This is a genomic window from Alkalimonas collagenimarina, assembly GCF_030717845.1.
Taxonomy (GTDB): domain Bacteria; phylum Pseudomonadota; class Gammaproteobacteria; order Enterobacterales; family Alteromonadaceae; genus Alkalimonas; species Alkalimonas collagenimarina.
Window position 1 is genome coordinate 101,557 of the sequence record NZ_JAUZVZ010000004.1, and the last position, 25,790, is coordinate 127,346.

Genomic DNA, 25,790 nt, shown 5'->3' on the forward strand with positions numbered 1-25,790 from the left:
TGAGAGTAAGGAGCAATAATCATCTTTAAAACGTTCAGATTTACGGCACGCACACGAAATGAGCTGCATGATGACCGGGATACTGATTTATTGCGCGCAGAACTCTTCAGTATTGAGCAACTAAAACGTCATGCAGCTGCCATGGCAAAGCAGCATAGGATCGACCTACGCCCAGGGGCGGATAGATTGCTGCCGAGATTGGCAGACAATGAGAATGTGTTATTGGCTGCGTACGATGTGGTCACAGCTGCCGTGCCGGGACAAAAAACACTGCCCACTGAAGCCTGGCTGCTGGATAACTTCTATTTGATCGAGCAACAAATTGGCCTGGCACGGCGGCATTTACCACGCGGCTATAGTCGGCAACTGCCTCGTATAGCTGACGGCAGGTCGGCGGGTTATCCACGCATTTACGATCTGGCACTGGAGTTGATCTCGCACATGGATGGTCGCGTCGACAGCGACAACGTGACCCAATTTTTCGTTGCCTACCAGACTGTGCACCCATTGAAACTGGGCGAGTTGTGGGCTATCCCTATCATGTTGCAACTAGCGCTGCTTGAAAATCTGCGCCGAGTTGCGGTGCGGATAGCTCAACGTCGGGAGGAGCGCGATGCAGCCAATACCTGGGCAGACCGCATGCTTGTCGCTGCAGAAAGCGAACCAAAACAGTTGATCCAACTGCTGGCTGAATTTACCAATGCTGATATTCCGCTGACCGCTCCATTTGTGGAAGTATTTTATGACAGATTGCAGGCACAGGGGCACGCTATGGCGTTTGTGCAGACCTGGGTTGAACATAAACTACTTGAGCAAGGTATCACCGCCATCAAATTGTCGGAAGCAGCCGGGCGCTTGGATGCGGCCAACCAAATTTCCATTGCCAATAGCATTGGAAGCTTGCGCTTCATTGGGACCATGGATTGGAAAAGTTTCGTCGAGTCACTTAGTGGCGTTGAAAAAGTCTTGTGCGAAGATCCGACAGATACACATGCCAGCCAGGATTTTGCTACCCGCGACCGCTACCGCCATGTCATTGAGGACGTAGCACGGGGTAGCAGTTGTGACGAAATAGCGGTAGCACGCGAAGCCATTGTTCTGGCGCATGCAGCTTCAATGAAACTCGGCAGCAATGATCGCAATGCGCATGTTGGTTTCTATTTGATCGGTCAGGGTCGAGCCCTGCTGGAGCGAGCAGTCGACTGCCGTCTATCGTTAAAAAGCCGGGTTAAGAGTGTAGCCCATCATATCCGCTTGCCATTTTATATCGGCTCCATCTTTATTTTAACGATACTGATGACCATAGGCGTACTCTTTTCGTTGAGTGAGCTTACACTGCAAGACTGGCGTTACTGGTTTTTTGCGTTCACCGGAGTGATTGGCTTGTCGGCGCTTGCCGTTGCCATGGTAAACCGCGCTATTACTTTGTTTGTGCCACCACGAGTATTGCCACGGATGGATTTCTCTAAAGGGATCCCTGACAGCCATCGAACTATGGTGATTGTGCCCACCTTGCTGGGCAGCAAGCAGGACATTGATGATCTGATCTCGGCTTTGGAGATACGTTACCTGGGTAATCGTGATCCTAATCTTTACTTTGCTCTGCTGACAGACTTACATGATGCAGCTGAGCAAACGCTGCCGGATGACACGATACTGCTCGCCGAAATGCGCGCGGCGGTTGAAGCACTCAACCAAACCTACAGCGACGATCGCCCTTGTATCTTTTATCTTTTTCACCGGCCACGGTTATGGAATCCGTTCGAGCACATATGGATGGGCTACGAGCGCAAACGCGGCAAACTCGAGCAGTTTAATGCCCGGTTACGGGGGGAAGCACGCACGGCTTTTTCGGATATTGTCGGTGATCAGTTGATCTTTGAGTCAATCCGATACGTCATCACTCTGGATACGGATACGCAACTTCCGCGTGACACGGCACGTGCTCTGGTGGGCAATATGGCGCACCCACTCAACCGGCCGGTTTACGATCCTACTAAAGGCCGTATTGTCGATGGCTACGCAATCCTGCAACCGCGTGCTTCAATCAGTCTTATCAGTGCCGGACAGTCACGTTTTAGCAAACTGTTTGTCGGTGACACGGGCCTCGACCCCTATACACGTGAAGTATCAGATGTCTACCAGGATGTGTTCGGGGAAGGTTCGTTCATCGGTAAAGGTATTTACGATGTCGATGCGTTTCGTCAGGTCGCAGAAGGACGCTTTCCACAGAATCTCATCTTAAGTCATGACCTGCTTGAAGGCGGCTATGCTCGCTCAGCCCTGGTGACCGATGTTGATCTCATCGAGGAGCAGCCGGCCAGTGTTGCCATCGATTCCAGTCGCCGTCACCGCTGGATACGCGGCGATTGGCAGCTAGCTGGTTGGTTGCTGCCCCGCGTCCCCGGTTCAACCGGAGAAAGTGAGGCAAAACCAAGACGGCTGCCAAACACACTATCGGGTTTGTCGATATGGAAAATTTTTGACAACCTGCGACGCAGCCTCGTAACGTCGGCACTGCTCGCACTTCTGCTAGGAGGATGGCTTTTAGGCCCTGATCCCGCGTGGCTATGGACTGCATTGGTTATCATGGTGGTTTTCCTGCCCGCCATGCTGTCTGCACTGATTGAACTGTTCCGCAAGCCAGAACAATGTAATTGGCTCGTACATCTTAGTCTGAGCGGAAAATCGGCTGGTCGTCCATTAGCGCTTGCTCTCTTTAATCTGACCTTTTTACCCTATGACACGCGAATAAACATGGGGGCTATCATTCATTCAAGCGTGCGCATGCCAATCACTCGACGTGGTTTATTGTTATGGCAGCTGCCCGGCTACACCCGCCGCAACGGATGCCGGGTGCTGGCCGATTTTTATAAAGAAATGTGGATTGCGCCAGTGCTCGCACTTGCAGTTGCCACGGTTCTGTTTTTGCTGAATAGCAAAGCGGAAGCGTGGTTTGTCATTGCTCCCATTCTTTTGCTATGGCTGCTCTCACCTGTCGTGGGTTGGTGGCTCAGTCGACCTCTGGTCACTTTAACCCCGGGCCTGGACGACACACAGCAAGCTTTCCTGCGAACCGCCGCCCGCCGCACCTGGCGCTATTTCACGGACTTTGTCGTCGCGCAAGACAACTGGCTGCCACCTGATAACTTTCAGACCCATCCTTCGCCAGTCATTGCCTCGCGTACTTCACCTACCAACATAGGAATGTCACTGCTGGCGGGCCTGGCTGCCGTGGATTTTGGCTATATTACGGTAGATGAATGCCTGCAACGTATAGACAACACCTTCAATTCAATGGAGAAGCTGGAACGCTATCGTGGCCATTTTTATAACTGGTATGACACCCGCACACTGCTGCCGCTTAACCCGCATTACGTTTCTTCTGTGGACAGCGGTAATCTAGCCGGTAGCCTGCTGACACTGCAGGCAGGTTTAGCCGAGCTGAAAAATGAGCCAGTGCTGACTTTCAGCGCACTGCAAGGCCTGCAGGATACACTTCAGGTATTGAGCAAACAGATCCCTGCTTCGCCACAATCTGAACTTATGGCAAGCATTCATGCCCTCGATGAAACCCTGTCTGCGCTTACGCAGGAGTGGCCTCCGAAGACTGTAGCTGATGCCATTGACGCATTGGCGCAGATTGAGCGCAACACAGATATGTTATTGTCCTGTTTGCCTGCGGATGTAGAAGGTGATAGTGAACTCTTTTACTGGGCGCAGGCAGTGGATAGGCAGCAGCGTGCGCTTAGTGATGAATTGAATACTCTGGTGCCCACCTCGTGGCATGGCTGTTCGTTGCCGACCCGGCGGGAATTAGCCCATGAACATTGCAAGGGAGCGCAATTACAGTTCAATTTCATAGAAAATCTTATCACTCGTTGCCGTCATCTTGCTGTGATGGACTTTGAATTTCTCTACGATAGCAGCAGTTGCTTGTTGGCTATTGGTTACAATACAAGTGAACGTCAACGCGATCCTGCTTGCTACGACCTGCTGGCATCAGAAGCACGGCTGGCCAGCTTCTTGCTCATTGCGCAAGGACAGGTGCCGCAAAAGCATTGGTTTGCTCTTGGTCGCCTGCTTACCAGTCATGGTGGCGATGTCAGCCTGATTTCCTGGAGCGGTTCGATGTTCGAATACCTGATGCCGCAACTGATCATGCCCAGCTTCGCCAATACCCTGCTGGAGCAAACTTACAAGGCTGTAGTTTCACGCCAAATAGAATATGGGCGACAACGAGCGGTGCCCTGGGGCATATCTGAATCCTGCTATAATGCCACTGACCTCAATCACGTGTACCAATATCGTGCATTTGGTGTACCGGGCTTGGGCTTTAAACGCGGGTTGGGCGATGACCTTGTGATCGCGCCTTACGCGAGCGCACTGGCGTTGACGGTGTTGCCACGTGAAGCCTGCCAAAATCTACAAGCGTTGGCTGAACAGGGTTTTCTTAGTGATTATGGCTTCTATGAGGCCATAGACTACACACCCACGCGCCTGACACGGAGCAAGCCTTACGCTATCGTGCAGAGCTTTATGGCGCACCACCAGGGCATGAGCCTGCTATCTTTTGCTCATGTATTGCTCGATCAGCCGATGCAGCGGCGTTTTATGTCTGACCCACTGGTGCGGGCGACCGAGTTGCTACTACAGGAACGGGTGCCAAAGAAAAATGGTACTCTGCACCCACACGTAGCCGAAGTAAGCGCCTCCGCCCGCCCGCCTAGCGTAGACGACGGTGCCATCATGCGGGTGTTTACCGACCCTGACACACAACTTCCCGAAGTTCACCTTTTATCGAACGGCCGTTATCACGTTATGGCCACTCATGCCGGTGGCAGCTCCAGTCGCTGGCGCGATCTGGCTGTCACCCGTTGGCGCGAGGATTCCACCTGTGATACCTGGGGCACCTTTATTTATCTTCGTGACTGCGACAACGGAGAATACTGGTCAACTACGCACCAGCCAACCATGCGTACTGCTGATTACTATGAGGCAATTTTCGTACAGGCGCGAGCTGAATACAGACGGCTTGACCACGCTATTGAATCACACACCGAAATCAGTGTATCTCCCGAAGACGACGTCGAGATCCGACGAGCCACACTTAGCAATCAGTCTTCTCACAGCCGCAAGATTGAAGTGACAAGCTTTGCTGAGGTGGTGCTGGCCCCCTGAACGCAGACCTTTCCCACCGCTCATTCAGTAATCTTTTCGTACAAACTGAAATTCTTCCAGAGCAAAAAGCAATCCTCTGTACCCGCCGCCCCCGAACACCGGGCGAGCAGGTACCCTGGATGTTTCACCTGCTGGCGGCACCAGATTCGGTGGTTGTTGAGCTGTCCTATGAGACCGATCGTGCCCGATTCATTGGTCGCGGCCGCACAGCGACCAACCCAGTGGTACTGGATAGTACAGATCGCCCATCGACCTTATCGAACACTCAGGGGGCGGTGCTCGATCCATGCGTGGCAATTCGCAGCGTCTTAACCTTGTCGCCTGATGCATCGATTGGCTTGCAGATCATCTCCGGGGTAGCAGACACCCGAGAAGAGGCCGTGGCCCTGCTCGAGAAATACTGCGATCGCCACTTCGTTGATCGTGCGTTCGAGATGGCCTGGTTTCAGAGTCAGGAAGTACTGCGGCACCTCAACGTTACCGAAGCTGATGCGCAGATTTTTGGCCGTCTGGCCAACTCTGTCATTTACGGCAATGCCATGCGCCGGGCGGAACCCGCTATCATCGTCCGTAACCAATTGGGGCAGTCCGGATTATGGCGATTTGCTATTTCGGGCGATTTGCCGATCGTGCTGCTCTTTATCGGCGATGTTGGACGTATCGATCTGGTTAAACAGGTGATTAAGGCGCACGCGTATTGGCGTATGAAGGGCCTGACCGCTGACTTGGTGATTGTTAACGAAGGTTTTTCAGGTTATCGGGCGGTGTTACAGGACCTTATTATGGGGCTTATTAACGCAGGTTCTGAAACACAAGTGGTTGATAAACCAGGCGGTATATTTGTGCGCCGTGCTGAAGAGCTATCCGAGGACGAACGGGTGTTGCTACAGACCGTTGCTCGTATTGTCTTTAGCGATATAACTGAAACCTTAATCGAGCAAGTCGATCGCCGGGTATCTACAGAACGAGTATCGGATCTGCTGCAGCCCTCCCGACAGGCAGACCAGGAGCAGGTGCAAAAACTAGCTCCGCGGGATTTACTATTTAACAATGGTCTGGGCGGCTTTACGCCGGATGGCCGCGAATATGTCATCTCGCTCGAACCAGGGCAAACCACCCCGGCCCCCTGGGCTAACGTCATCGCCAGCCCGCACATCGGCACTGTCGTCAGCGAAAGCGGCAGTGCTTATACCTGGGTGGAAAACGCGCACGAGTTCCGTCTTACCCCGTGGCATAACGATCCGTTGTCTGACAGCAGTGGCGAAGCACTTTATATCCGGGACGAAGAAACCGGCGCGTTCTGGTCACCCACACCGCTCCCGGCATGCGGAAGATCCGGCTACGTATGTCGACATGGTTTCGGCTACAGCAAATTCGAGCATTGCGAGGCCGGCATTACTTCTGAACTGGTCACTTATGTCGCTATGGATGCACCGGTCAAGTTTTTGGTGGTCAAGTTGCGTAACCAGTCTCAGCGAGCACGACAGTTGTCGTTAACCGGATACTGGGAACTGGTACTCGGCGAATGGAGGCACGCCAACCTGATGCACATTGTCACTGAAATCGACCTGCATACTGGCGCGCTGTTTGCTCACAATGCTTATGGTCGCGAATGCGCCGGCCGTGTGGTTTTTGCTCAGGTCAGCGAGCGCGAGCGGTCGATAAGCGGCAACCGAACTGAGTTTATTGGCCGCAACGGCTCGCTCGCCAATCCAGCAGCATTACGACGTAAATATTTGTCTGGCAGGACCGGAGCAGGTTTCGACCCCTGCGCCTCGATTCAGACCCGTATTCAACTTGATGCTGGCCAGGAGCGTGAAATTGTGTTCGTCTTTGGCGCGTCCGCTAACGCTGATGAGGCACGGCATTTGGTCAAACAATATGGTGGACGGGCTGGCGCACGACAAGCGCTGGAGGCCGTACATGAGCACTGGAACCACACCCTGGGCGCGGTCACCGTGGAAACCCCAGACCCGGCACTGAATGTGCTGGCCAACGGTTGGCTGATTTATCAGACGCTATCTTGCAGACTTTGGGGGCGCAGCGGTTACTATCAGTCCGGCGGTGCCTACGGTTTTCGCGATCAGTTGCAGGACACCATGGCGCTTATACACGCTACGCCATGGCTTGCCCGCGAGCAACTGATCCGTCACGCCGGTCGCCAGTTTCTCAAGGGTGACGTTCAGCACTGGTGGCATCCACCGGGTGGGCAAGGAGTGCGTACCCACTTTTCTGATGACTATTTATGGCTACCCTATGCCACTTTCCGCTACGTCCGTTCGACGGGCGATACCGGCGTGCTAGACGAATCCGTGCATTTTCTTGAAGGCCGGGAATTGCGTGCAGAAGAAGAGGCCTACTATGATCAGCCTCAACGATCAGCCGAGGCAGACACTTTATATCAGCACTGTGTGCGATCCCTTAAGCATGGCCTGCGATTTGGTGCTCATCATCTACCGCTTATGGGCTGTGGCGACTGGAATGATGGGATGAATCTTGTAGGTAAAGAAGGCCGTGGTGAGAGCGTGTGGCTAGCCTGGTTTCTGGTCGAAAATCTCGAGCAGTTTGCCACCCTGGCACAAGAGCGGAATGATGCTGAATTTGCCGGGGTGTGCAGCGCTGAAGCTACCAAGCTGCGGAGAAACATTGAAGCCCAGGCCTGGGACGGCGCCTGGTACCGTCGTGCTTTTTTCGACGATGGTACTCCGCTGGGCTCGAGTAGTAATGATGAATGCCAGATTGATTCGATCAGCCAGAGCTGGGCGATTATTTCTAAAGGAGGGGATACATCCCGGGCCCGTCAAGCGATGATGGCAGTGGACCAGCGTTTGGTGCGGCGTGATAAGCAGATCATTCAGCTACTCGACCCGCCCTTTAATAAATCCAAGCTGGAGCCTGGTTACATCAAAGGTTATATCCCTGGCGTGCGCGAGAACGGCGGCCAATATACTCATGCCGCAATCTGGAGCACCATGGCGTTCGCTATGCTAGGTGATAAGGAACGCGCATGGGAACTATTCGCCATGCTCAACCCGGTGAACCACGGTAGCACACCTGAAGCCATAGAACGCTACAAGGTGGAGCCTTATGTCATGAGTGCGGATATCTATGGCGTGGCGCCGCACATCGGCCGCGGCGGCTGGACCTGGTACACCGGAGCTGCTGGTTGGATGTACCAACTGACAATCGAAACGCTGCTGGGGCTTCAATTAGATGGAAGTTTTTTGCGCATTTCTCCTTGTGTTCCGGCCGATTGGCCTGGCTACAAGGTACATTACCGCTATAGAGACACCCTCTATCATATCAATATCAGTTGTATCGGCAATCTAGCCAATCAGGTAACCCGTCTGACAGTCGACGGAATAGAGTGTCCCGATGCTCGTATTCCGTTGATTGACAACCACAAGGATCACTATGTAGAGGTAGAGTTAAGTTAAATATCAACAGGAATCATTATTCGCTGATTTGGACTGTCTGACTACTTGTCTGTAAAAAACTTATCAAGCAAACATGGCTTACCAAACAGATATCCCTTTAGCTTTTCGATAGACTAGCAGCTCAGATTTTTATACGATTTCAATACAATCAATTGGGCACACCGCAATACAAGTGGGATTGTCATAAAAGCCCTCGCACTCGGTGCAAAGTTCGGCATCCACCTGATAATGCTGAGCTCCCATAAAAATCGCCTGATTCGGGCATTCCGGCACGCACATGTCGCAATTGATGCAACTGACCTCTATCACCGCTGTCATGGCTTAGCTCACTGCCTGATGTGGTGCATCAATTTCTGCCATCGGTAGCTGCTTCAACAGCATGGCGTATTGCAACGACTGATTGTGCGGTAGTTTCACTTTCAGCTGATAACAAGCGCCTGGTGCCAACAGGATGTCGTGATTTTGCTTGTCACGTAGTGCTTCAAGTACAAAATGCTGGTTGCCTTGTGGGCTCATCAGCACCAGATTATCACCAACGGCAAACTGGTTTTTTACCTCGACCAGAGCAAAGCCGTGTTCATCCTGTTCACCGATAAACTCGCCGACCAGCTGCTGCGCGCCGCTGCTGTGGCTGGTCTGGTAATTTTGCAACTCGTGCGGCACATGGCGGCGCAAAAAACCCTCGGTAAAACCACGATTGGCCATGCCATCCAGTTCGTGCAGTAAATTTGGATCGAACGCTTTGCCCGCCATAGCATCGTCGATGGCTTTACGGTAGACCTGAGCGGTACGCGCCACATAATAAGGCGACTTGGTGCGGCCTTCAATTTTCAGCGACTTAACGCCCATCTCGGTCAGGGCTTTGACATGCGCGACGGCACGTAAGTCTTTCGAGTTTAAAATGTAGCTGCCATGCTCGTCTTCTTCCATTGCCATCAGTTCCCCGGGGCGGCCCTGCTCTTCAATCAATACGGGTTCGCTAACAGGATGATGCTCTATTGGAGTAAACTGACCAACCGCATCTTCGGTCGCGTTATGTACCTGGTATTGCCAACGACAGGCATTGGTGCAGGTACCCTGATTCGGGTCGCGTTTATTGATGTAGCCGGATAACAGGCAGCGGCCAGAATAGGCCATGCATAAAGCACCATGCACAAAGACTTCCAGCTCCATCTCCGGCACCTGCTGCCGGATTTCAGCAATCTCTTCTACCGCCAGCTCACGCGATAAAATCACCCGCTCCACGCCCTGCGCTTGCCAGAACTTCACCGCTGCCCAGTTCACGGTATTGGCCTGTACCGATAAATGCAGCGGCATGTGTGGAAAGTGCTGCTTTAGCAGGTAAATCACCCCAGGATCCGACACGATCAGTGCATCTGGTTCTAGCGCCACCACCGGCGCCATGTCTTCGACAAAACGTGTCAGCTTGCTGTTGTGCGGTGCGATATTAACCACTACATAGAATTTTTTGCCCAGCTGATGCGCTTCGGCTATGCCGGTGGCCAAAGTAGGTAAATCAAACTCGTTGTTACGCACCCGAAAACTAAACCGCGGCTGGCCGGCATACACAGCATCAGCACCGTAGGCAAAGGCCAGACGCATGGCTTTTAAACTACCGGCGGGTGATAATAACTCAGGTACTGCAGCCATCTTAGGCTCCATATAACGATAATCGGAGCATGGTAACTGTCCTGCTTTGACAGGATTTGATCCAGCACAAAAAAAGCTGACTTAACGGTTCCCATACCCCAGTTGAGGTATCTCCCCCTCCATTGCAGGCGTTGCTAACCCAACAGTCGGTGCAGTGGTTGCGGTTGGTTTATCCTCAGATTAAGGCTGCGGCTTTGGATTAATTGCAGTTTACTATTTGTAAACCTTGCGCAATTACGGCACTGTAACTAATCCAAAGCCGGAATTAAGGAGCAGGCTATGTTAGATGTTCAGGCAATGAAGTCCTTATCGCAGCAAATCACTCAGGTTATGCCTTGGGTGCAAGGGATTAGTTCTGACCAGCAATACGATGAACTGCTGGCATTAATGGATGAGCTGGTTGAAGACTACGATGCCAATCAGGTGCTGATTGAGTTGCTGTTTCCGGTGCTGCAAGAGTACGAAGAAACTGCAGAGCGGTTTAAGGCGTTTAATCATCGGATAGAGGAATTAGACCCAGGCATAGCCATGCTTCGGTTGCTGATAGATCAGCACGGCCTTACGCAAAGTGATTTTCAGCAGGAAATAGGCGGAAAATCGCTGGTATCGCAAATTCTCAGCGGCAAACGCTCACTAACGCTCGGCCATATCCGCGCGTTATCAAAGCGGTTTGGTGTTCCAGCGGCGATGTTTGTTTAATAGCTTCGGCGCATATTTAAATGTAAATGGCGGTTATGAGTCCGCCCTAGAAGTTGAGCTTAATTTTTGTTCTGACCCAAAAATTCCGCCAAAAGTTTGGGCAGAAAATGGATTATCTGTTGCTTTAGCGGCTCAAGATCCTGCCAATACGACACCGTATTGCCAACTTATTCTCTGGCCGGTTCTTTCAAAGTGATCGCGCTTGTGGGTCTGGATCCGCCAGGTGGCAAATTACTTCGCTGAGTTGCTGTTTTTAATGCCAGCAAATTCAGCAGCCGATTGCACACAGGCCGGATTGCCCTCCTCTAACATGGATTCAGCAAAAAACCACTCTTTAAACACCTGCCACTGATCCTGGATAGGGCTTTGACACTGGCCATTGGCCTGTTCGGTAAAGACCTCACTGGAGCAAAGCGGCGTATCTGCCAACACTCCTCGATAGGCATAAGCATACACCACCTGACACTGCGGGTTGACATAGGTAGTAAATACCACCAACCAGCCTTGCTGATATCGCACCAGACTAAAGCTGGGGATCTTTTGGGCTACAGCGGTTGCTATGATCTCTGGTGCTTCAGCCTGCTCCAGCAATACCAGTTCCCCATCCTGTCGCTGCCGGATTTGCAATCGCTCACCACGCCGCCAGGCAAAGCCATCATACTCGGTTGCATCAGCAGCATCCGTTAACGTGTTCAAGGCCCGCAGATCACGGCGAACTTCCTGTCGAATGGTGCGCTCAACCTGCTCTGATTCCGTCAGCGATTGCATCTTCTCGCAGGCGGTGAGTACCATAAAAGCGAGCAAGACCATCAGATATTTCAGTGCTATTTTCATTTACTCACTCTGCTGTTGCTGCAGTAACCAATTATAGACATCGTCGCCGGCATAAACCTGTCGCCATGCATCGTGTTCAGCCTGCTCCAGCATACTAAAGCGCACTTGGTTATGGCCAAGCTGGCGCAAAGTTTCAATGCCCGGATAAAAGTAGTTTTTATTAATAGCAGAGTCACGCCCAGCGGCAAATACCCACAGTGGGGTTTGCGCCTCGGCAATCGGCGGCATTAAATCCGGGTGGCCCCAACCGACGACAGGAGCGACAGCGGCGAATAACTGCGGGTGTTGACTGGCCATAAACCAACTACCAAAACCGCCATAGCTAATGCCGGTTAAATACACCCGGCTGGCATCGGTATTGTAATTTGTCTGCACGGTTTGCAGCATAGTCAGCACGTCCTGCTCAGCACGCTCCCAGCCGTCTGGCAACAATGGCGGTACCTGACTCATATCAGCAACCGGTTCAGCCGGTGCTATCGGTCGATTAGACTGAAACATCGCTGGGCGCGGTGGTACGTCAGCCGTTAAGCGCTTGGGAATATCAGCAGGCGAGCGGTTAGCGATATAGGAGAGTTCACCCATCTCAAACATATGCAGTTGCGGTACAACCATAATAAATGGCAAGTCACGCTTTTGCACCCAGGCCTCATACAGCGGGCCATGAATTAAGGTGTAATCCAGCTCATCAAGACCATTGCCGCGCTCACCATTGCCGTGCAAAAAAAGCAACACCGGCCATTTCTTAGCGCTATTTTGCTGATAGCCAGCCGGTAAATAAACGAAATACTGCCGCCAGGAATCGTCGATACTGCTTTGATAATCAAGCCGCAATAGCTGCGGTTTCGTGTCTGTCACTGATTGATTCATCATTGTGCTACTGCATCCTGCAACAAAAAGTATAACCGCTAAACACAGTGTCATTTGTTCACACATTTTATTCATTACGGCCTCACTGGGTACAAGCCACACAAATTTTTGCACCATGACTATCGAACTAGTGCTTCTAATTGGCTTTTGGTCAAAGAGCCGCTTTTTCTGAGGACTTCCGTACCATTTTTAAAAACTACCACTGTCGGCAAGCCTTTTACTGCATATTGTTTGCTTAGTGTTGAGTTCAAAGACACATCGACTTTGACCACCGCCACCTTGCCGGCATATGCATCCGCCAAATTTGTCACTGCTTTGTTCATTAACAAGCAAGGCCCACACCATTGCGCCCAAAAATCGACTAACACAGTAGCCTGCTCCGAGAGAACTTTTTGCAGCTCTTCATCTGTAGTTATGTCAATAGGGTCTCCAGCCATGAGCTCTTGTTTATTCAACCTTTTAGAAATAGCCGAGAAAGGCCACTTTGCAAGTGCGATAAAATTCGTCACCATCAAGGCTATAAACAGCACGAGCCAGCCCAATAGCTTAATCGGGAATAGGTAGGCCGGAGCATGCTCGATGTAGTTCTCTATACTATTGAGTATGGCTGTGATCTGATTTCCAATATTCAATTAGTAATCCTTTTAAGAGCTAAGAACCTATGCATGGTCCGTTTTGAATGCATATTTGTCAACGATCAGGCACAAAGCAAAGTGATCGAGTAAAACCGGTCAATCAGTGATTATAATCACTCATTCGTTACCTTCGATCATCATTCTTCTGGTTAAACGCCAAGCCTTGCTGCTGTAAAAAACGCTCGGTTATGCTTAAGCGAGCCTGATTGCCAAGGGAGTTGGCAGCCATCTGATTGTAGATATGGCTGGCAAACGGGATTCGAACCAGCTCCACATCTACCCCAGCCAACCGGGCATAATCGGCAAAACGATAAACCGACCAGGACGGAACCAACCCATCCTTCTCTGGAGCAAAGATAAGCGTAGTGGGTGCGTCAAAATTGAGATAGCTGTATGAGCTAACTGCAGCGACCCGTTCTGGAAACTGATAGGGATCGCCACCCAGATAACCAGCTACTAAAGTGGTTGGTTCAAAGCCAGCAACCGGATAGCCATGCTGATAAATTGCCAAAGGATCCACTGCCGGGTACTGTACCACCACTGCAGCAGGTTGCAACGCGGGTCCCGGACAGGCTGAAACCATGTCATCATGAGCCGTCTGATAAGCCAGATTTAGTGCCAAATTACCACCGGCAGAATCCCCCAGCATAGCTAGCCGACTAGGATCGCCGCCATATCGGCTGGCATTGGCTTGTACCCAGACCGCTGCACAATAGACATCCTGAGGCGCCAGCTGCCAAGTGGCTTGTTGTTCAGTCCACAACCGATAGCCCAGACTAAACACCAACCAACCCCGGTCCGCAAACCAGCGTAAATCACGATCCGTTTCCGTGATGCTGCCCGTTTTAAAACCGCCACCATGAATATAAACCAGCACCGGAGCCATCGCCTCGTGTTCAGGACGGTAGATGGCAATACGGGCGGTTTCACTGTCCTCTCCGGGCAGCTGAATCCATTTATCCGGCCCGTTGGCCTGCATAGACTGCAGCTGCAGAGTGGTCAAGATGCTTATTTTCCCACCGGCCTGTTCTACCGCTGTGACAATACTGGCCGTAATGTAGCTGGTGCTAACCAAAGCCCCCAAAGAGACGCCAAGCAACGAGCCTGACAACCAGGTAAGTTTTTTCCTGCTGGCCACAGCGCCAAGTACTAAGCCAATAGCGGACAACAGCACCAAATGTGGGCCAAAGGTAGCCCAGACCACGGAGCTTAGCATGGCATGAGCGCTTTGCGACGGATCGCGAAAAGCGCCCAAACTCAGATAGAGAATGCCAGAAGCCAGCAGCAACAGGAGCAGTTGTATTAACAACCACACCCAGGATGTAAAGATTCTGTGCATCCTCTACTCCTTTTCAGCCTTTTATACATTGGCAGCATAGTTATAAATAGGCAGCATCGTAAAGCAGGCGCTCTGAATGTGTTATCTGCTTTACTTACCAAGCCACTCAAATCTGGCTTTTCTGTCTATTTGATTGAATTGAGCCTGATCTATTTTCCCCTCAGACAAGTCATCTTCAGCTGCCGTGACTGTTTTTCGGTAGCTGTATTCAATCTCCGCAAGTACATAGCCTAACTGTCTTTCTGTCATGTGGCCTTTCTTATAATGCTCCATGGCTAATGCCTTATTCCACGGCTTACCCTCTGGTGGCTCTGGAAGAGAAAAGTCCTTTTCAAGGAGTGAGCTATCGCTTACAGAATACCCCATCGCGATCGACTCTTTTGCACATTGATAAAGCATATAATCAATTGAGTCTTGTACTCCATAGAGGTGCCAATCGTATCCGGCAATACAACCACCCACTATTTTTCCATCCCGATCAATGATATCAATGCTCCGTTCAGCACACGCCGACAGCGCAATTAAAACCACTGCAATAACAAGAAACCTTACAGACATACTACAAACCTTTTAGAACATAACATAATATGAGTGACCCGATGCTATTGCTATACTCTCCGCAAGGTCGCACAATGCTGTTGTAACTCCAGTAAAGTGAACCCACTAACATTACCTCACTCAGCTCCACCATAAAAGGATAGGATTATGACTCTGCATATTACCCTGATTCCAGTACTCTCCATCATTGCCGGTATTTTAATACTGATCAAACCCAAGCTTTTAAACTATGTTGTGGCTATTTATCTGATCGCTATAGGCGTCATTCAGATTTTGGGGCTGAAGTTATAGTGAGGCGGCCCGGCTTAGGCGGAGAATGCCGACAACGCATGCAATACCACCAGAGCCGAAGAGTGGTACACCTGAAGCCAAGCAGATACTTAACTGATTTCGAGCTCCCGGCGTACGATATCTGCCCCCGCCGTTAAAGCCTGAAGCTTACCGCGTGCTATCTGGCGCGGTAGCGGTGCCATGCCGCAGTTGGTGCATGGGTAGAGTTTGTCGGCATCGACAAACTGCAGGGCTTGGCGAAGCGTAGCTGCAACCTCCTCCGGTGTTTCAATGCTATGGCTTGCCACGTCAATGGCGCCTACCATCACTTTTTTACCGCGAATAAGTTCCAGCAAGTCCATGGGAACATGGGAATTGTGGCATTCCAGCGAGATGATATCGATGGCTGAGGTTTTTAGTTTAGGAAACACGGCTTCGTACTGGCGCCATTCGGATCCCAGGGTTTGTTTCCAGTCGGTATTGGCTTTTATGCCATAGCCATAGCAAATATGAACGGCGGTTTCGCATTGAAGGCCTGCTATCGCTTGCTCTAAAGCAGCAATGCCCCAGTCATTGACCTCGTCAAAAAACACATTAAAAGCTGGTTCATCAAACTGAATAATATCCACCCCGGCCGCCACTAGTTCTTTGGCTTCTTGATTGAGAATTTTGGCAAACTCAAAGGCCAGTTTTTCGCGGCTTTTGTAATGGCCATCGTACAGGGTATCTATCATGGTCATTGGGCCTGGCAGCGCCCATTTGATCGGTTGTTTGGTTTGCTGGCGTAAAAAACGCGCATCGTCAACAAACACCGGCTTTTGCCGGCTGACCGCCCCCACCACTGTGGGCACGCTGGCTTCATAACGATTACGAATACGGACCAGTTCACGTTTGGCAAAATCCACACCGTCCAGATGCTCAATAAAGGTGGTGACAAAGTGTTGGCGCGATTGCTCGCCGTCACTGACAATATCAAGGCCTGCCAGTTGCTGCTCTTGCAACGCCACACGCAGCGCGTCTTGTTTACCATCGGTTAATTCCTGGCCCTGCAATTTCCAGGGAGACCAAAGTGTTTCAGGCTGAGCCAGCCAGGATGGCTTGGGTAAACTGCCAGCGGTTGAAGTGGGGAGTAATTTATTCATTTATGCGATCGCCCGTTGTATTGGTGAAAAAGATGCTGGTGAAAAAGATGCTTGTGAAAAAGGTCCAGCTGAAAAAGAGTACTGTGCAGCCCATTGCTCAAGCAGGCTCTGATGTGGTTTGATAAAATGCTCTTGCGCAAACCGACCCTGCTCCACCGCAAGCCGGCTTCGTTCTTCCCGGTCGTAAACGATGTCGGTTGGTGCATGCTCTGGGTTTTTCAAATTGGGCCGATAGCTGGCTCCTGCCGCGGCATGGGCATTGTAAATTTCTGGCCGGTATATTTTTTGAAAGGTTTCCATGGTGCTGATGGTGCCAATCAACTCAAGATTGCTGTAGTCATTGAGCAAATCGCCAAAGAAATAAAAGGCCAGCGGCGCAGCGCTTTGAGCCGGCATAAAGTAGCGCACATTCAAGCCCATTTTTTTGAAGTACTGCTCGGTTAACGAGCTGTCGTCGGGCTGATATTCAATCCCCAACACCGGGTGCTGATTGCCGGTACGGTGATAGGTTTTATTGTCGGAGACACTCAGGCAAATAACCGGCGGCTTATTAAAGTGATGTCGGTATTCCTGTGAACTGACAAAGCATTGAAAGAGCTTGCCGTGCAACTCGCCAAAGTCATCCGGAATACTGAATTTGGACTGATTTTTGTTATGCTCTAGCAGCACAACGCTGAAATCATAATCCCGGACATACGAAGAAAAGTTATTGCCGACAATGCCTTCAATCCGTTGCTTGGTTTTGCGGTCAATCATGCTGGTTTTTAGTACTTCAATGGCAGGGAACGAATGGTCTTTGTCTTCGATGTTGATATCAACTGAAATAATGTCCAGCTGCACAGCATAACGATCTGCGGTTGCGTTATCCCACTGCGCCAGATCATTAAAACGACGGTTGATCATGGCTAAGGTCTTGCGCAGATTTTGCTGGCGGCTGGCCCCTCTGGCTAAATTCGCAAAGTTGGTGGTGATACGTGTATTGTCGGCTGGCTGATAATTTTCGTCAAAAGCAATGCTTTTTATGGTAAATGTAAAGTTGTTCATAATTTTCCACTATCCAGTTGTCTGCTGCTGATTTGCTAAGTACAAACCTTGTTGCTTGCACCTGTTCGATGCCAGTGCGTCGGATGTCAATTTTAGATGTCTGGACATCTAATCGGTGACCATGAGTGTGTTATACGCACAAATGTAGTGGAAGGAAAATGGTGTTATTTCATGTGCCACATGAAAAATCTTCATGAAGTGATTAAGCGGAGTATCTGAAGTATGGCTTCGACTTTGCGAAGCCATTTTAGGCCACCCACCATCAACACACCCGCCAGGCTTTCAGCAAATGAGTAGATATACCTGTATGGTACCCAGCACCGTTATAGCAAACAATGCAACTACCGGCTTCACGCTCGCTACGGGGCACGGCTACCAAACAGCTTGAAGCCGCTCTACGCGAAACATCTCAGCATTAGTCAGCTTTTCCCCCACACACCAGACAGTTAGGATCGGCTGACAGTATAAAGCTTTGCCACTGACCTTGGAGCCCATCAAACAACTGCAAGCGACCAAAGGCTGGTGTGCCGAGCCTGGCCAGTATTTTAATTGCTTCCAGCGCCTGCATGCTGCCAATCACGCCAACCAAGGGTGAGAGAACTCCCGACTCCATGCAACTGAGCTGCTGCTCACCAAATAGTTGGCTTAAACACTGATAGCAGGCATGCTTGCCGTCCATCGGAAAGCAGGCCACCTGCCCTTCCAGCCGTATGGCAGCGCCTGAGACCAATGGCGTTGAGGTGTTAAAACAAGCTGCATTGATGGCATTGCGTGTGGCCAGATTGTCCGTACAATCCAGTACCAGATCATACTCCGCTAGCATGGTGTGCAAAGTCTCACTGTCCAACCGCTCGGTCAGCGCATTCAACTGCACATCCTGATTCATGCCTTGCAACTGCTGAACTGCCGTTACCGCTTTTAGCGCACCAATATCCTTTTCACGAAACAGCACCTGACGCTGCAAATTACTGTGATCAATCTGGTCATCATCCACCAAGGTTAACGTACCCACACCACTGGCCACCAGATAGGACGCGGCAGCACAACCCAATCCCCCCACACCAATCTGCAAAACACGGGCGGCTAACAAAGCTTCCTGCCCGTGAAAATCCATAGCGGGAAGCATAAGATGGCGGCTGTAACGCAAGCTTTGGGCTCTAGTCAGTTCTGTTGGTATTTTGCTCATAGATTGTCAATTGCATCCGCTGATTTTCATTGACCGCTGATGGAGTGACTCATTTAGGATGAGGTACCAGAGTAGAACTCAAATATCACTTAATTCTTTTCTACGCTGAGCGAGCTCGTCTCTCACTTTCTTGATTTCAGCATTGTAGCGGTTTCGTAGTGCTGAAATTTCTTGTGCCAGCCCAAGTGGATAAGCCGTCATGCTATCGCCTTCAGGCAACGGCTCTCCAGTCAGCTCAACAAATTCGGTTTCATAGTCGTTTTGCAACCGGGTCAGTCGTTGCTCCAACTGCTGAATTTGTCGGTTCAAGTTACGCTGGCGTACATCTGAATTAATTTCAGCTAAGGTATCCTGAGCTGAAGTCGCTGCAGTAGGTTCTGAAGGAGTACGGGTCGGGGAAGTATCATAACCTCGCATTTCTTCAGCATCGTCAGCACAAGGCGTTTGACTAAAGGTAGTAACACCATCAATCACACAGCGATAGACACTGGCAGATACGAAGGATGAATGAAGCAGCAGTGCAAGTAAGGTCAGTCTAAATGGGGATGCGGTCATCAGAGGGCTTCATCAATTCAAGTTAAATCATTTTAACCCAGCTTTAACCTTAGATAAAGTAAGCAGAGGCAGCAAAGTACCTCTGCGATTCAATCAGTTTTTGCGACGGCGCAGTAACAATAACGCACCTAAGCCAAACAATCCCAAAGTTGCCGGAACTGGAACTGGAGTCGTGGTATTCAGTGGCACACCAGAAAACACCAACTGATTTTGTGAGTCAGCATTAGTCAGTACGTACAGATTGAACTGACTTTCAATGCTATCAAGGCTCGATAACCAACCATTGGCCAGGTTGCCAGCACCATTCATCGACGAAAGCTTGAAGTCGCCATCGGACAAACTCCAATTGGTACTGGTTTCATGTACAACTTCCCATAGCGCCAGCTGAAACGCAGCATTACTACTTTGAGTGCCGACCTGATCATGATAAGCCGTGTACAAACGCTCAATGGCCTGCGACTGAGCAGAGCTGAATACCTGTGCAGTCTCAACAAGACTGTAGCTTTGCCAACCGGATTTTACATCCTGAGTGAACTCGACACAGAATGCCTCAATCGATAATCCATTGCTGTCAAAAGGCAGTACGCTGGTGTTGGTATTGCTCGCCAGATTAAACTGCATCAAACCAGCTTGCACAGTGCGGCTCTGTCCATTATTGACCACCTGCACATTCTGGCCAGAAAGTCCCTGATAAGATGCATCCAGCATTAAGCTGGCACTGGCCTGTTGGCTTATCATTGATGTGGCAAGTAAGGTAGCGGCGGTAACGCAAAAGCGAAGTTTCATCTGAATCTCTCCTTGTCAGATAATAAAATCTTAATCCATAACTATATAGTGAGTTCCAAGCTATGTCGGAACGAGATGGCAATGAGGCGGGTCCTGACGGCAGAACAACAAACTACACTGCAAAATCAGTTTGCATTGCTAAGTTGCTTTTGCAAACGATGCCATTGTACAAGAACTACACAGCATGAAGCAATGCTAATTTACGTTTACTTTATGTTAATATCGATTTAAGTTCACGGCTGAAGGTGCGGCTGACTTTCAGTACTTTGTGGTTACTGAGGATGGCATGATATTCAGAGTTGCTGAGCGGCTCTAATCGCGTAATGTGCTTAAGATTGACGATAGTAGATTTATGGATCCGCAAAAAACTGGCTGGCAGCGTTTCTTTGATCAGGCTTTTCATCCGCGCCCGCATCACAAAAGTATCCTTCTGAGTGTGTACACACATGTAATCGCCAGCAGCATCTATCCACAGAATATCGGTATAGGGGATCAACTGCACTGGCTGATGACCATCCTGTATCACTAGCTTGTCCTGCTGGATGGAGTAGCTTTGTTCTGGATCTGCTGGCGATTGCTGCTCGCCACGCTGCAGCACATCCACTGCAGCCAGTATCTGTTGTTTGCTGGCAGGTCGGTACAAGCTATGGCTGACTCTGGCGATGGCTTCAGCCAGCCGCTCGGTTTTAACCGGCTTTAATAAGTAATCCAGTGCCCTTACCTCAAAAGCTTGTACCGCGTACTGATGAAACGCAGTCACAAACACAATAGCCGGGCAGGCTTCCGGTTGCAGTTGCTTGACCAACTCAAAACCAGATTTTCCCGGCATTTCTATATCAAGGAAAATCAAATCTGGCGAGAACTCATTAATCAATGCCAATGCAGCATCCACCTGCCTTGCCTGACCAATGATGTCTATCTGAGCAAAAGCCGAGAGCCGAATCGCCAGACCTTCAATAGCGCTTGGTTCATCGTCCACCAACAGCGTTTTTAGGGTATTCATGCTTGCTCTCTTACCGAGACAGGCGGCGATGCTTGTGCTTGCTCAGTTGCTGGCTCCCGAGGCAACCGAATACGGATCCAAGCCCCTCCCTCAGGTTGGTTACCGCAACGAAATTCACTGCGTTCCGGATAGATCAGCTGTAAACGTTCCTGACAATTTTTCATACCAATCCCCCCCTGCTCAGAACATGGGCCATCAAAGCCGGTACCGTTATCGCAAATTTCTATCTCCAGTTGCTCGTCCAGGCAACGAAATGCCACTGAGATCTCAATCACACTTTGCGAGCCCATGCCATGTTTTAGGGCATTCTCAACCAGTGGTTGTAGCAATAAGGATGGGATCAGTAAATGCTCACAGGCACTTTCGCTGTGGATATGTACATTCACATGGCTTTGGAAACGGCACTGCTCAATATCAACATAGGTTTGCAAAATGGCCTTTTCTTCTTGCACAGTGATTTTAGCCAGCGGATCAGTGTACAAACTGTAACGCAGTAGATCGCACAGTTTTTCCAGCATACCGACCGCCTGACTGTTATGTTGTTTTAAAATGAGGGTGCAAATGGCATTGATGCTGTTGAACATAAAGTGTGGATTCAACTGATAGCGCAACATTTTAAGCTGTGATTCCTTGGCAAGGTGCATGGCTTCTGCCGCTTTGTGGCGCTGTTCAACATTATCAAGATAAATCTTGATGCCGTAATACCCCGCGGTCCAGGTTGCCAACATGGTTAAAGAGGCAGAAGTCCAGGTGCCGAAATCAAACCAAGTCATGGGTTGCCACCAACTACCATAAAACCATTGCAGGGTGATCCATTTGAACTGGGTCCAGAGCAAGGAGGCAGCCAGCAGGCAACCAAGATGCAGCACGATGCTCAGCCGCACGCTCTGTTTTCTTGCTCTAGAGTAGAGTTGCCGCAGCAACAAAGTGATGCCAAAACCACAACTGGTATCGAGCAGCAAGTGCCCTAAATGGATGCTCCAGGGCTCTGGTCCCGGTATTTTTATCAGTAACTCAGTCAGCAGCGCATAGGCTGCCCAGCCTGAGCATTGACACAGCCAGAATAACTGATCCTTGGACTCGAGTTTAATCACCTTGCGTCATCCGTTGAAGTTCACCTTTGTACCGTTTCGCCCACCCGGAAACGTTGTTTCCGGGTGGGTATCAATTTACAGTGGGCATTGCTGCAGCAAAGCAGACTCATTCGCTGTTGCAACCAGAGCAACCTCTGCAATGGCCAGACTAAACTCACCGCTGGCGTTGAAGCGTAGCAGTTCTTCCACCATGCGAGTCTCTGCTTGCTCATCACCAACTTGCGCCTTATTGTCACAAGAAAGCGGCCATGCAATCGTATACCATTGCCCACGCTTAAGGCCAGCAAGAAGCGGCAACAAAGACTCCGAACGCGCACAATAGGACTGTTGACACAACAGATCCAGCTGCACTGAAGCCTTTGCTGTCGAGGCCATCGGTGCCTGATCCATCCGAATGCTCATTTGCAGCAGTTGAGCGTTACGGTCCTTACTAACCAACTCAGGGCTGCTGAACTGCAAGCTGGCCGAAGCATGGTGTTGGTCTGTACTCCAGACAAACTTACGGCCATCTTCCTGATAGGCCAGATTCACCGATTGCATCGAAACACTTCGTCCATCAGCACTCACCGCAGAGGAAGCCCGGGTTGTCACCTCTTCACCGCTGCTATCGCTCAGACGCCAAAGCAAACCATCGGCCAAATTGCGCACAAAAAGCAGCACACCATCACTGGCAGTGGATTCAGAAGCAGGGCTAGTCTCTTCATGCAAGGGCTCAAGCGTAACATTGTCGGCGTATGCCAAGCCATAGCCATAGGCAAAGAGCGGATCATAATCGTCATCGTGCACATTCAGCAAAAATTGGTCATCGTATTTCGGCCAGGAAAAGCTGAGCTTGCCGCTAAAATCGTACTGGATAGTGCCATCTTTGCTGCGCAGCAGCACATCAGCAATGCCCTGACCTTCCGATCCCGGCAACCAGGCCGCAACGAAAGCATCGGATGCATTCAATTCTTTATTGACCCAGAGCGGCCGACCACTGATAAATACGGTCACTACCGGGATGTCTTGCGCCTGTAAGCGCTGTAACAGCGCTAAATCCTGCTTGCCGCCATACTGGTACTCCAACCTCTGAATATCGCCGTACCACTCTGCGTAAGGCTCTTCGCCAATCACCACGATGGCAACATCCGGTTTCACATCAAATTGGCCGTCGACACTGAGCTCGGCCGAACCACCAGCCGCCGTGATCTGCTGGTGCAACCCCTGATAGATGGAGGTGGCATTCGGGAAATCGGCATTGGTGTTGTCAGTGCCCTGCCAGGACACACTCCAGCCCCCGGCTTGCTTGGCGATATTATCCGCACCGTCTCCGGCAATCAACACCCGGCTGTTTGGAGCTATCGGCAGCAGTTGCTCATTGTTTTTCAGCAGCACCAGCGATTGGCGCACAGCACGCCGAGCCAGCTCACGGTGCTCAGGCGCATTGAACCACTGCGTTTGTAACGACTCGGGCCTGTCGGATGGCTTCCCCCGGCTAAAGGCACCCCAGCGAATTTTTGCCCGTAAAAAGCGGCGAACTGCATCATCAATACGATCCAGCGGGATCAACCCGTCGTTCACCTGCTGCACTGTGTTGTGGTAAAAGGCTTCGAAATGCTCCGGTACCATCATCACATCCACGCCAGCATTGAAAGCGGCAGCGCACTGCTCCAGATCGCAGCCATCGACAAATTTATGCGCATTCCAATCGCTGATCACAAAGCCATCAAAACCCATCTGATTTTTCAGGACTTCGGTCAGCAAATAGTGATCACCGTGCACCCGCTTGCCGTTCCAGCTGTTAAAAGATGCCATCACCGATTGCACACCGGTAGCTATCGCCGTGTAATAACCCGCGGCATGGATCTCACGCAAGCGGGTTTCATCCAGCAGAGTATCGCCGCGGTCAAGGCCATTCTCAGTGCCTCCATCGCCAATAAAATGCTTGGCAGTTGCAATACGGTAATGCTTTTGCAGGAAACTTTCGCCAAGCTCTCCCTGCAAGCCGGTGACCATTGGGCCAGCATAATCTGCCACAATTTCAGGATCTTCCGAATAGCTTTCATAGGTGCGGCCCCAACGGTCATCCCGCACTACTGCTACCGTCGGTGCAAAGGTCCACTCAATGCCAGTGACTGCCACTTCTTTGGCAGTAGCTTCGCCAATCATGCGGATCAGCTCCGGATCACGGGCAGCACCCAACCCAATATTGTGTGGAAATAAGGTCGCGCCATACACATTGCTGTGGCCATGCATCGCATCGGTGCCCCAGATGGTTGGAATACTGCTGCCATCGAGGCTACTATCAATCGACGCAAGGTACATGGCATCAGCCAGCTGCAGCCAGGTTGCCACATCGGCCCGCTTGTTACCGTAAGGGGCGGTATTGCCACCATTGAGGTAAGACCCAAAGCCGTATTGGCGCATGTGTTCAACCGTCAGATAACCGATTTCAGGCTGAATGAGCTGAGCAACTTTCTGCTCAATGGTCATTTCAGCAAGCAGGCTATCAATTTTCTGCTCGATGACAGGATCGATTTGCAGCGCCGACGGCACGCGAGGCCAGCTGGCGCTATCCTCACCAGAAGCAAAACAGCTTGCAGCGACCAACACGGTACTCAAAGTCACGATGGTCGGGGTAAATCGCTTTGGAAAAAATGACATAACAGGATCCTTGCAACCGACTGCCACCGCCACACTTGGCGACGACAGCCAGAGTCTTCGTTTAATGAGGGATGTATTCAATAAAGTCGTAATAGGCCCAGGCCGCTTCACCTGAGTAATGGCCCGGGAAATAACCAGCCTCCTCGGAATTATCGCCATGCCAGTGATTGATCATGATTTTGGCGTGATCCACTGGCCAGGCATAGGCCGGAATTTGATCAGCAGCCAATGGTCCGGTGCCAGAAGCTTTATAAACAGTGCGAATAGTTTGCTCAAAGCCATCAGCATCATAGACAAACCAACGGATCTGTTGTTCACCCCACTCAAAACCGATGGTCAGCAAATTCTGTTGAATATTCAGACCATAAGGGGTGAGGTCAATGTCTTGCTCCCAACTCTGATATTCCCCATCGTACGGCTGGTAAATCACATTGGTATGCACCACATTACCAAGCGATGGCAAAAACTCTATGTCAATCTCTTGCCAGGCCCGCTCTGGTTCATCCCACCAGGAGGTATAAGTGAAGATGGAAGCAACCGTGCCCGGCGTATTGCCGGTTTTGAGTGAGCCTTGTACCCGGCCATGGCGATAACTGTTACGGCTTTGCAGCTCTGAGCACTGGCCCTGCTCAAGCGCCAGCGTAATACCATGAGAGCTGGGTGTGATCATATTGGGTGAAAAGGTACAGCCAAAAGGACTGCCATTATCACCAACACGAGCAAACCAGATGTTGCCGTTAATGCCCCAGCTAAAGTCATCCCGAAAGTAATCCGCCTGCGATACAGCTGAAAAACTCAGACCCAGCGCAAGCAGCGTCCCAAGCGTGTGTTGTTTCATGATTCGTTCCTCATTCCTGACCTGCCAGC

At 50.7% G+C, this 25,790-nt stretch carries 18 protein-coding genes and 1 pseudogene; 3 read left to right on the forward strand and 16 right to left on the reverse strand.

Features of this window, described 5'->3' with window-relative positions; genetic code table 11:
• Positions 1-141 precede the first annotated feature (141 nt).
• Positions 142-8,618 (forward strand): annotated as a pseudogene (locus tag Q3O60_RS03780) (GH36-type glycosyl hydrolase domain-containing protein).
• Positions 8,619-8,747: 129 nt separating this feature from the next.
• Here Q3O60_RS03780 and Q3O60_RS03785 read toward each other — a convergent pair.
• Both Q3O60_RS03785 and trhP read right to left on the reverse strand, forming a co-directional pair.
• The gene (locus Q3O60_RS03785; RefSeq protein ID WP_305892573.1) at positions 8,748-8,936 is read right to left on the reverse strand and encodes a YfhL family 4Fe-4S dicluster ferredoxin; all 189 of its coding nucleotides are present in this window, start codon (positions 8,934-8,936) and stop codon (positions 8,748-8,750) included.
• Between the two features lie 3 nt (positions 8,937-8,939).
• On the reverse strand, positions 8,940-10,268 hold the full coding sequence (trhP, locus tag Q3O60_RS03790; protein ID WP_369812625.1) for a prephenate-dependent tRNA uridine(34) hydroxylase TrhP: 1,329 nt from the start codon (positions 10,266-10,268) through the stop codon (positions 8,940-8,942).
• Between the two features lie 279 nt (positions 10,269-10,547).
• Between trhP and Q3O60_RS03795 the strand changes: the two genes are divergently transcribed.
• Entirely contained in the window at positions 10,548-10,967 is a 420-nt protein-coding gene (locus tag Q3O60_RS03795; RefSeq protein WP_305892575.1) for a helix-turn-helix domain-containing protein, read from the forward strand.
• A gap of 231 nt (positions 10,968-11,198) precedes the next feature.
• On the opposite strand, the gene Q3O60_RS03800 is transcribed toward Q3O60_RS03795, so the two are convergent.
• From Q3O60_RS03800 to Q3O60_RS03820, 5 genes are all read right to left on the reverse strand, one after another.
• Positions 11,199-11,801 (reverse strand): hypothetical protein, encoded by a 603-nt coding sequence (locus Q3O60_RS03800; RefSeq protein WP_305892576.1) that lies wholly within the window; start codon positions 11,799-11,801, stop codon positions 11,199-11,201.
• Positions 11,802-12,671, reverse strand: a complete 870-nt coding sequence (locus tag Q3O60_RS03805) for a carboxylesterase family protein (protein WP_305892577.1) — start codon at positions 12,669-12,671, stop codon at positions 11,802-11,804.
• A gap of 116 nt (positions 12,672-12,787) precedes the next feature.
• A complete protein-coding gene (locus Q3O60_RS03810) occupies positions 12,788-13,300 on the reverse strand; it encodes a thioredoxin family protein (RefSeq protein ID WP_305892578.1) in 513 nt (170 codons plus the stop codon).
• A gap of 127 nt (positions 13,301-13,427) precedes the next feature.
• Positions 13,428-14,642 (reverse strand): alpha/beta hydrolase, encoded by a 1,215-nt coding sequence (locus Q3O60_RS03815; protein ID WP_305892579.1) that lies wholly within the window; start codon positions 14,640-14,642, stop codon positions 13,428-13,430.
• Positions 14,643-14,732: 90 nt separating this feature from the next.
• Complete coding sequence (locus Q3O60_RS03820) at positions 14,733-15,200, reverse strand: hypothetical protein (protein WP_305892580.1); 468 nt, start codon at positions 15,198-15,200, stop codon at positions 14,733-14,735.
• 147 nt (positions 15,201-15,347) lie between these two features.
• Here Q3O60_RS03820 and Q3O60_RS03825 point away from each other — a divergent pair, with 147 nt between their 5' ends.
• Positions 15,348-15,491 carry a DUF3096 domain-containing protein gene (locus Q3O60_RS03825; RefSeq protein ID WP_305892581.1) on the forward strand — a complete coding sequence of 48 codons (144 nt, stop codon included), beginning with the start codon at positions 15,348-15,350 and terminating at the stop codon, positions 15,489-15,491.
• An 89-nt stretch (positions 15,492-15,580) separates the two neighbouring features.
• On the opposite strand, the gene Q3O60_RS03830 is transcribed toward Q3O60_RS03825, so the two are convergent.
• The 9 genes from Q3O60_RS03830 to Q3O60_RS03875 form a co-directional block, all read right to left on the reverse strand.
• Complete coding sequence (locus tag Q3O60_RS03830) at positions 15,581-16,612, reverse strand: methionine synthase (RefSeq protein WP_305892582.1); 1,032 nt, start codon at positions 16,610-16,612, stop codon at positions 15,581-15,583.
• Entirely contained in the window at positions 16,613-17,659 is a 1,047-nt protein-coding gene (locus Q3O60_RS03835) for a DUF1852 domain-containing protein (RefSeq protein ID WP_305892649.1), read from the reverse strand. It abuts the gene before it with no gap.
• Positions 17,660-18,071: 412 nt separating this feature from the next.
• Positions 18,072-18,842, reverse strand: coding sequence for a HesA/MoeB/ThiF family protein (locus tag Q3O60_RS03845; protein WP_305892583.1), 771 nt, complete (start codon positions 18,840-18,842; stop codon positions 18,072-18,074).
• Positions 18,843-18,920: 78 nt separating this feature from the next.
• Positions 18,921-19,397, reverse strand: a complete 477-nt coding sequence (locus Q3O60_RS03850) for a DUF4124 domain-containing protein (protein WP_305892584.1) — start codon at positions 19,395-19,397, stop codon at positions 18,921-18,923.
• 93 nt (positions 19,398-19,490) lie between these two features.
• On the reverse strand, positions 19,491-20,183 hold the full coding sequence (locus tag Q3O60_RS03855) for a PEP-CTERM sorting domain-containing protein (protein ID WP_305892585.1): 693 nt from the start codon (positions 20,181-20,183) through the stop codon (positions 19,491-19,493).
• Between the two features lie 211 nt (positions 20,184-20,394).
• On the reverse strand, positions 20,395-21,186 hold the full coding sequence (locus Q3O60_RS03860; protein WP_305892586.1) for a LytR/AlgR family response regulator transcription factor: 792 nt from the start codon (positions 21,184-21,186) through the stop codon (positions 20,395-20,397).
• A complete protein-coding gene (locus Q3O60_RS03865; RefSeq protein ID WP_305892587.1) occupies positions 21,183-22,280 on the reverse strand; it encodes a sensor histidine kinase in 1,098 nt (365 codons plus the stop codon). The genes Q3O60_RS03860 and Q3O60_RS03865 overlap by 4 nt, the downstream gene beginning before the upstream one ends.
• Positions 22,281-22,355: 75 nt before the next feature.
• Positions 22,356-24,923, reverse strand: coding sequence for a glycoside hydrolase family 3 protein (locus Q3O60_RS03870; RefSeq protein WP_305892588.1), 2,568 nt, complete (start codon positions 24,921-24,923; stop codon positions 22,356-22,358).
• 61 nt (positions 24,924-24,984) lie between these two features.
• Positions 24,985-25,761: a family 16 glycosylhydrolase gene (locus tag Q3O60_RS03875; RefSeq protein WP_305892589.1), complete on the reverse strand. Its 777-nt coding sequence runs from the start codon at positions 25,759-25,761 to the stop codon at positions 24,985-24,987.
• Between the last annotated feature and the right edge of the window lie 29 nt (positions 25,762-25,790).

Excerpts from the sequence above, each read along its gene's own strand:
- Q3O60_RS03785 (WP_305892573.1), bottom strand. The coding sequence starts at position 8,936 with ATGACAGCGGTGATAGAGGTCAGTTGCATCAATTGCGACATGTGCGTG.
- trhP (WP_369812625.1), bottom strand. The coding sequence starts at position 10,268 with ATGGCTGCAGTACCTGAGTTATTATCACCCGCCGGTAGTTTAAAAGCC.
- Q3O60_RS03795 (WP_305892575.1), top strand. The coding sequence starts at position 10,548 with ATGTTAGATGTTCAGGCAATGAAGTCCTTATCGCAGCAAATCACTCAG.
- Q3O60_RS03800 (WP_305892576.1), bottom strand. The coding sequence starts at position 11,801 with ATGAAAATAGCACTGAAATATCTGATGGTCTTGCTCGCTTTTATGGTA.
- Q3O60_RS03805 (WP_305892577.1), bottom strand. The coding sequence starts at position 12,671 with ATGATGAATCAATCAGTGACAGACACGAAACCGCAGCTATTGCGGCTT.
- Q3O60_RS03815 (WP_305892579.1), bottom strand. The coding sequence starts at position 14,642 with ATGCACAGAATCTTTACATCCTGGGTGTGGTTGTTAATACAACTGCTC.
- Q3O60_RS03820 (WP_305892580.1), bottom strand. The coding sequence starts at position 15,200 with ATGTCTGTAAGGTTTCTTGTTATTGCAGTGGTTTTAATTGCGCTGTCG.
- Q3O60_RS03825 (WP_305892581.1), top strand. The coding sequence starts at position 15,348 with ATGACTCTGCATATTACCCTGATTCCAGTACTCTCCATCATTGCCGGT.
- Q3O60_RS03830 (WP_305892582.1), bottom strand. The coding sequence starts at position 16,612 with ATGAATAAATTACTCCCCACTTCAACCGCTGGCAGTTTACCCAAGCCA.
- Q3O60_RS03845 (WP_305892583.1), bottom strand. The coding sequence starts at position 18,842 with ATGAGCAAAATACCAACAGAACTGACTAGAGCCCAAAGCTTGCGTTAC.
- Q3O60_RS03850 (WP_305892584.1), bottom strand. The coding sequence starts at position 19,397 with ATGACCGCATCCCCATTTAGACTGACCTTACTTGCACTGCTGCTTCAT.
- Q3O60_RS03855 (WP_305892585.1), bottom strand. The coding sequence starts at position 20,183 with ATGAAACTTCGCTTTTGCGTTACCGCCGCTACCTTACTTGCCACATCA.
- Q3O60_RS03860 (WP_305892586.1), bottom strand. The coding sequence starts at position 21,186 with ATGAATACCCTAAAAACGCTGTTGGTGGACGATGAACCAAGCGCTATT.
- Q3O60_RS03870 (WP_305892588.1), bottom strand. The coding sequence starts at position 24,923 with ATGTCATTTTTTCCAAAGCGATTTACCCCGACCATCGTGACTTTGAGT.
- Q3O60_RS03875 (WP_305892589.1), bottom strand. The coding sequence starts at position 25,761 with ATGAAACAACACACGCTTGGGACGCTGCTTGCGCTGGGTCTGAGTTTT.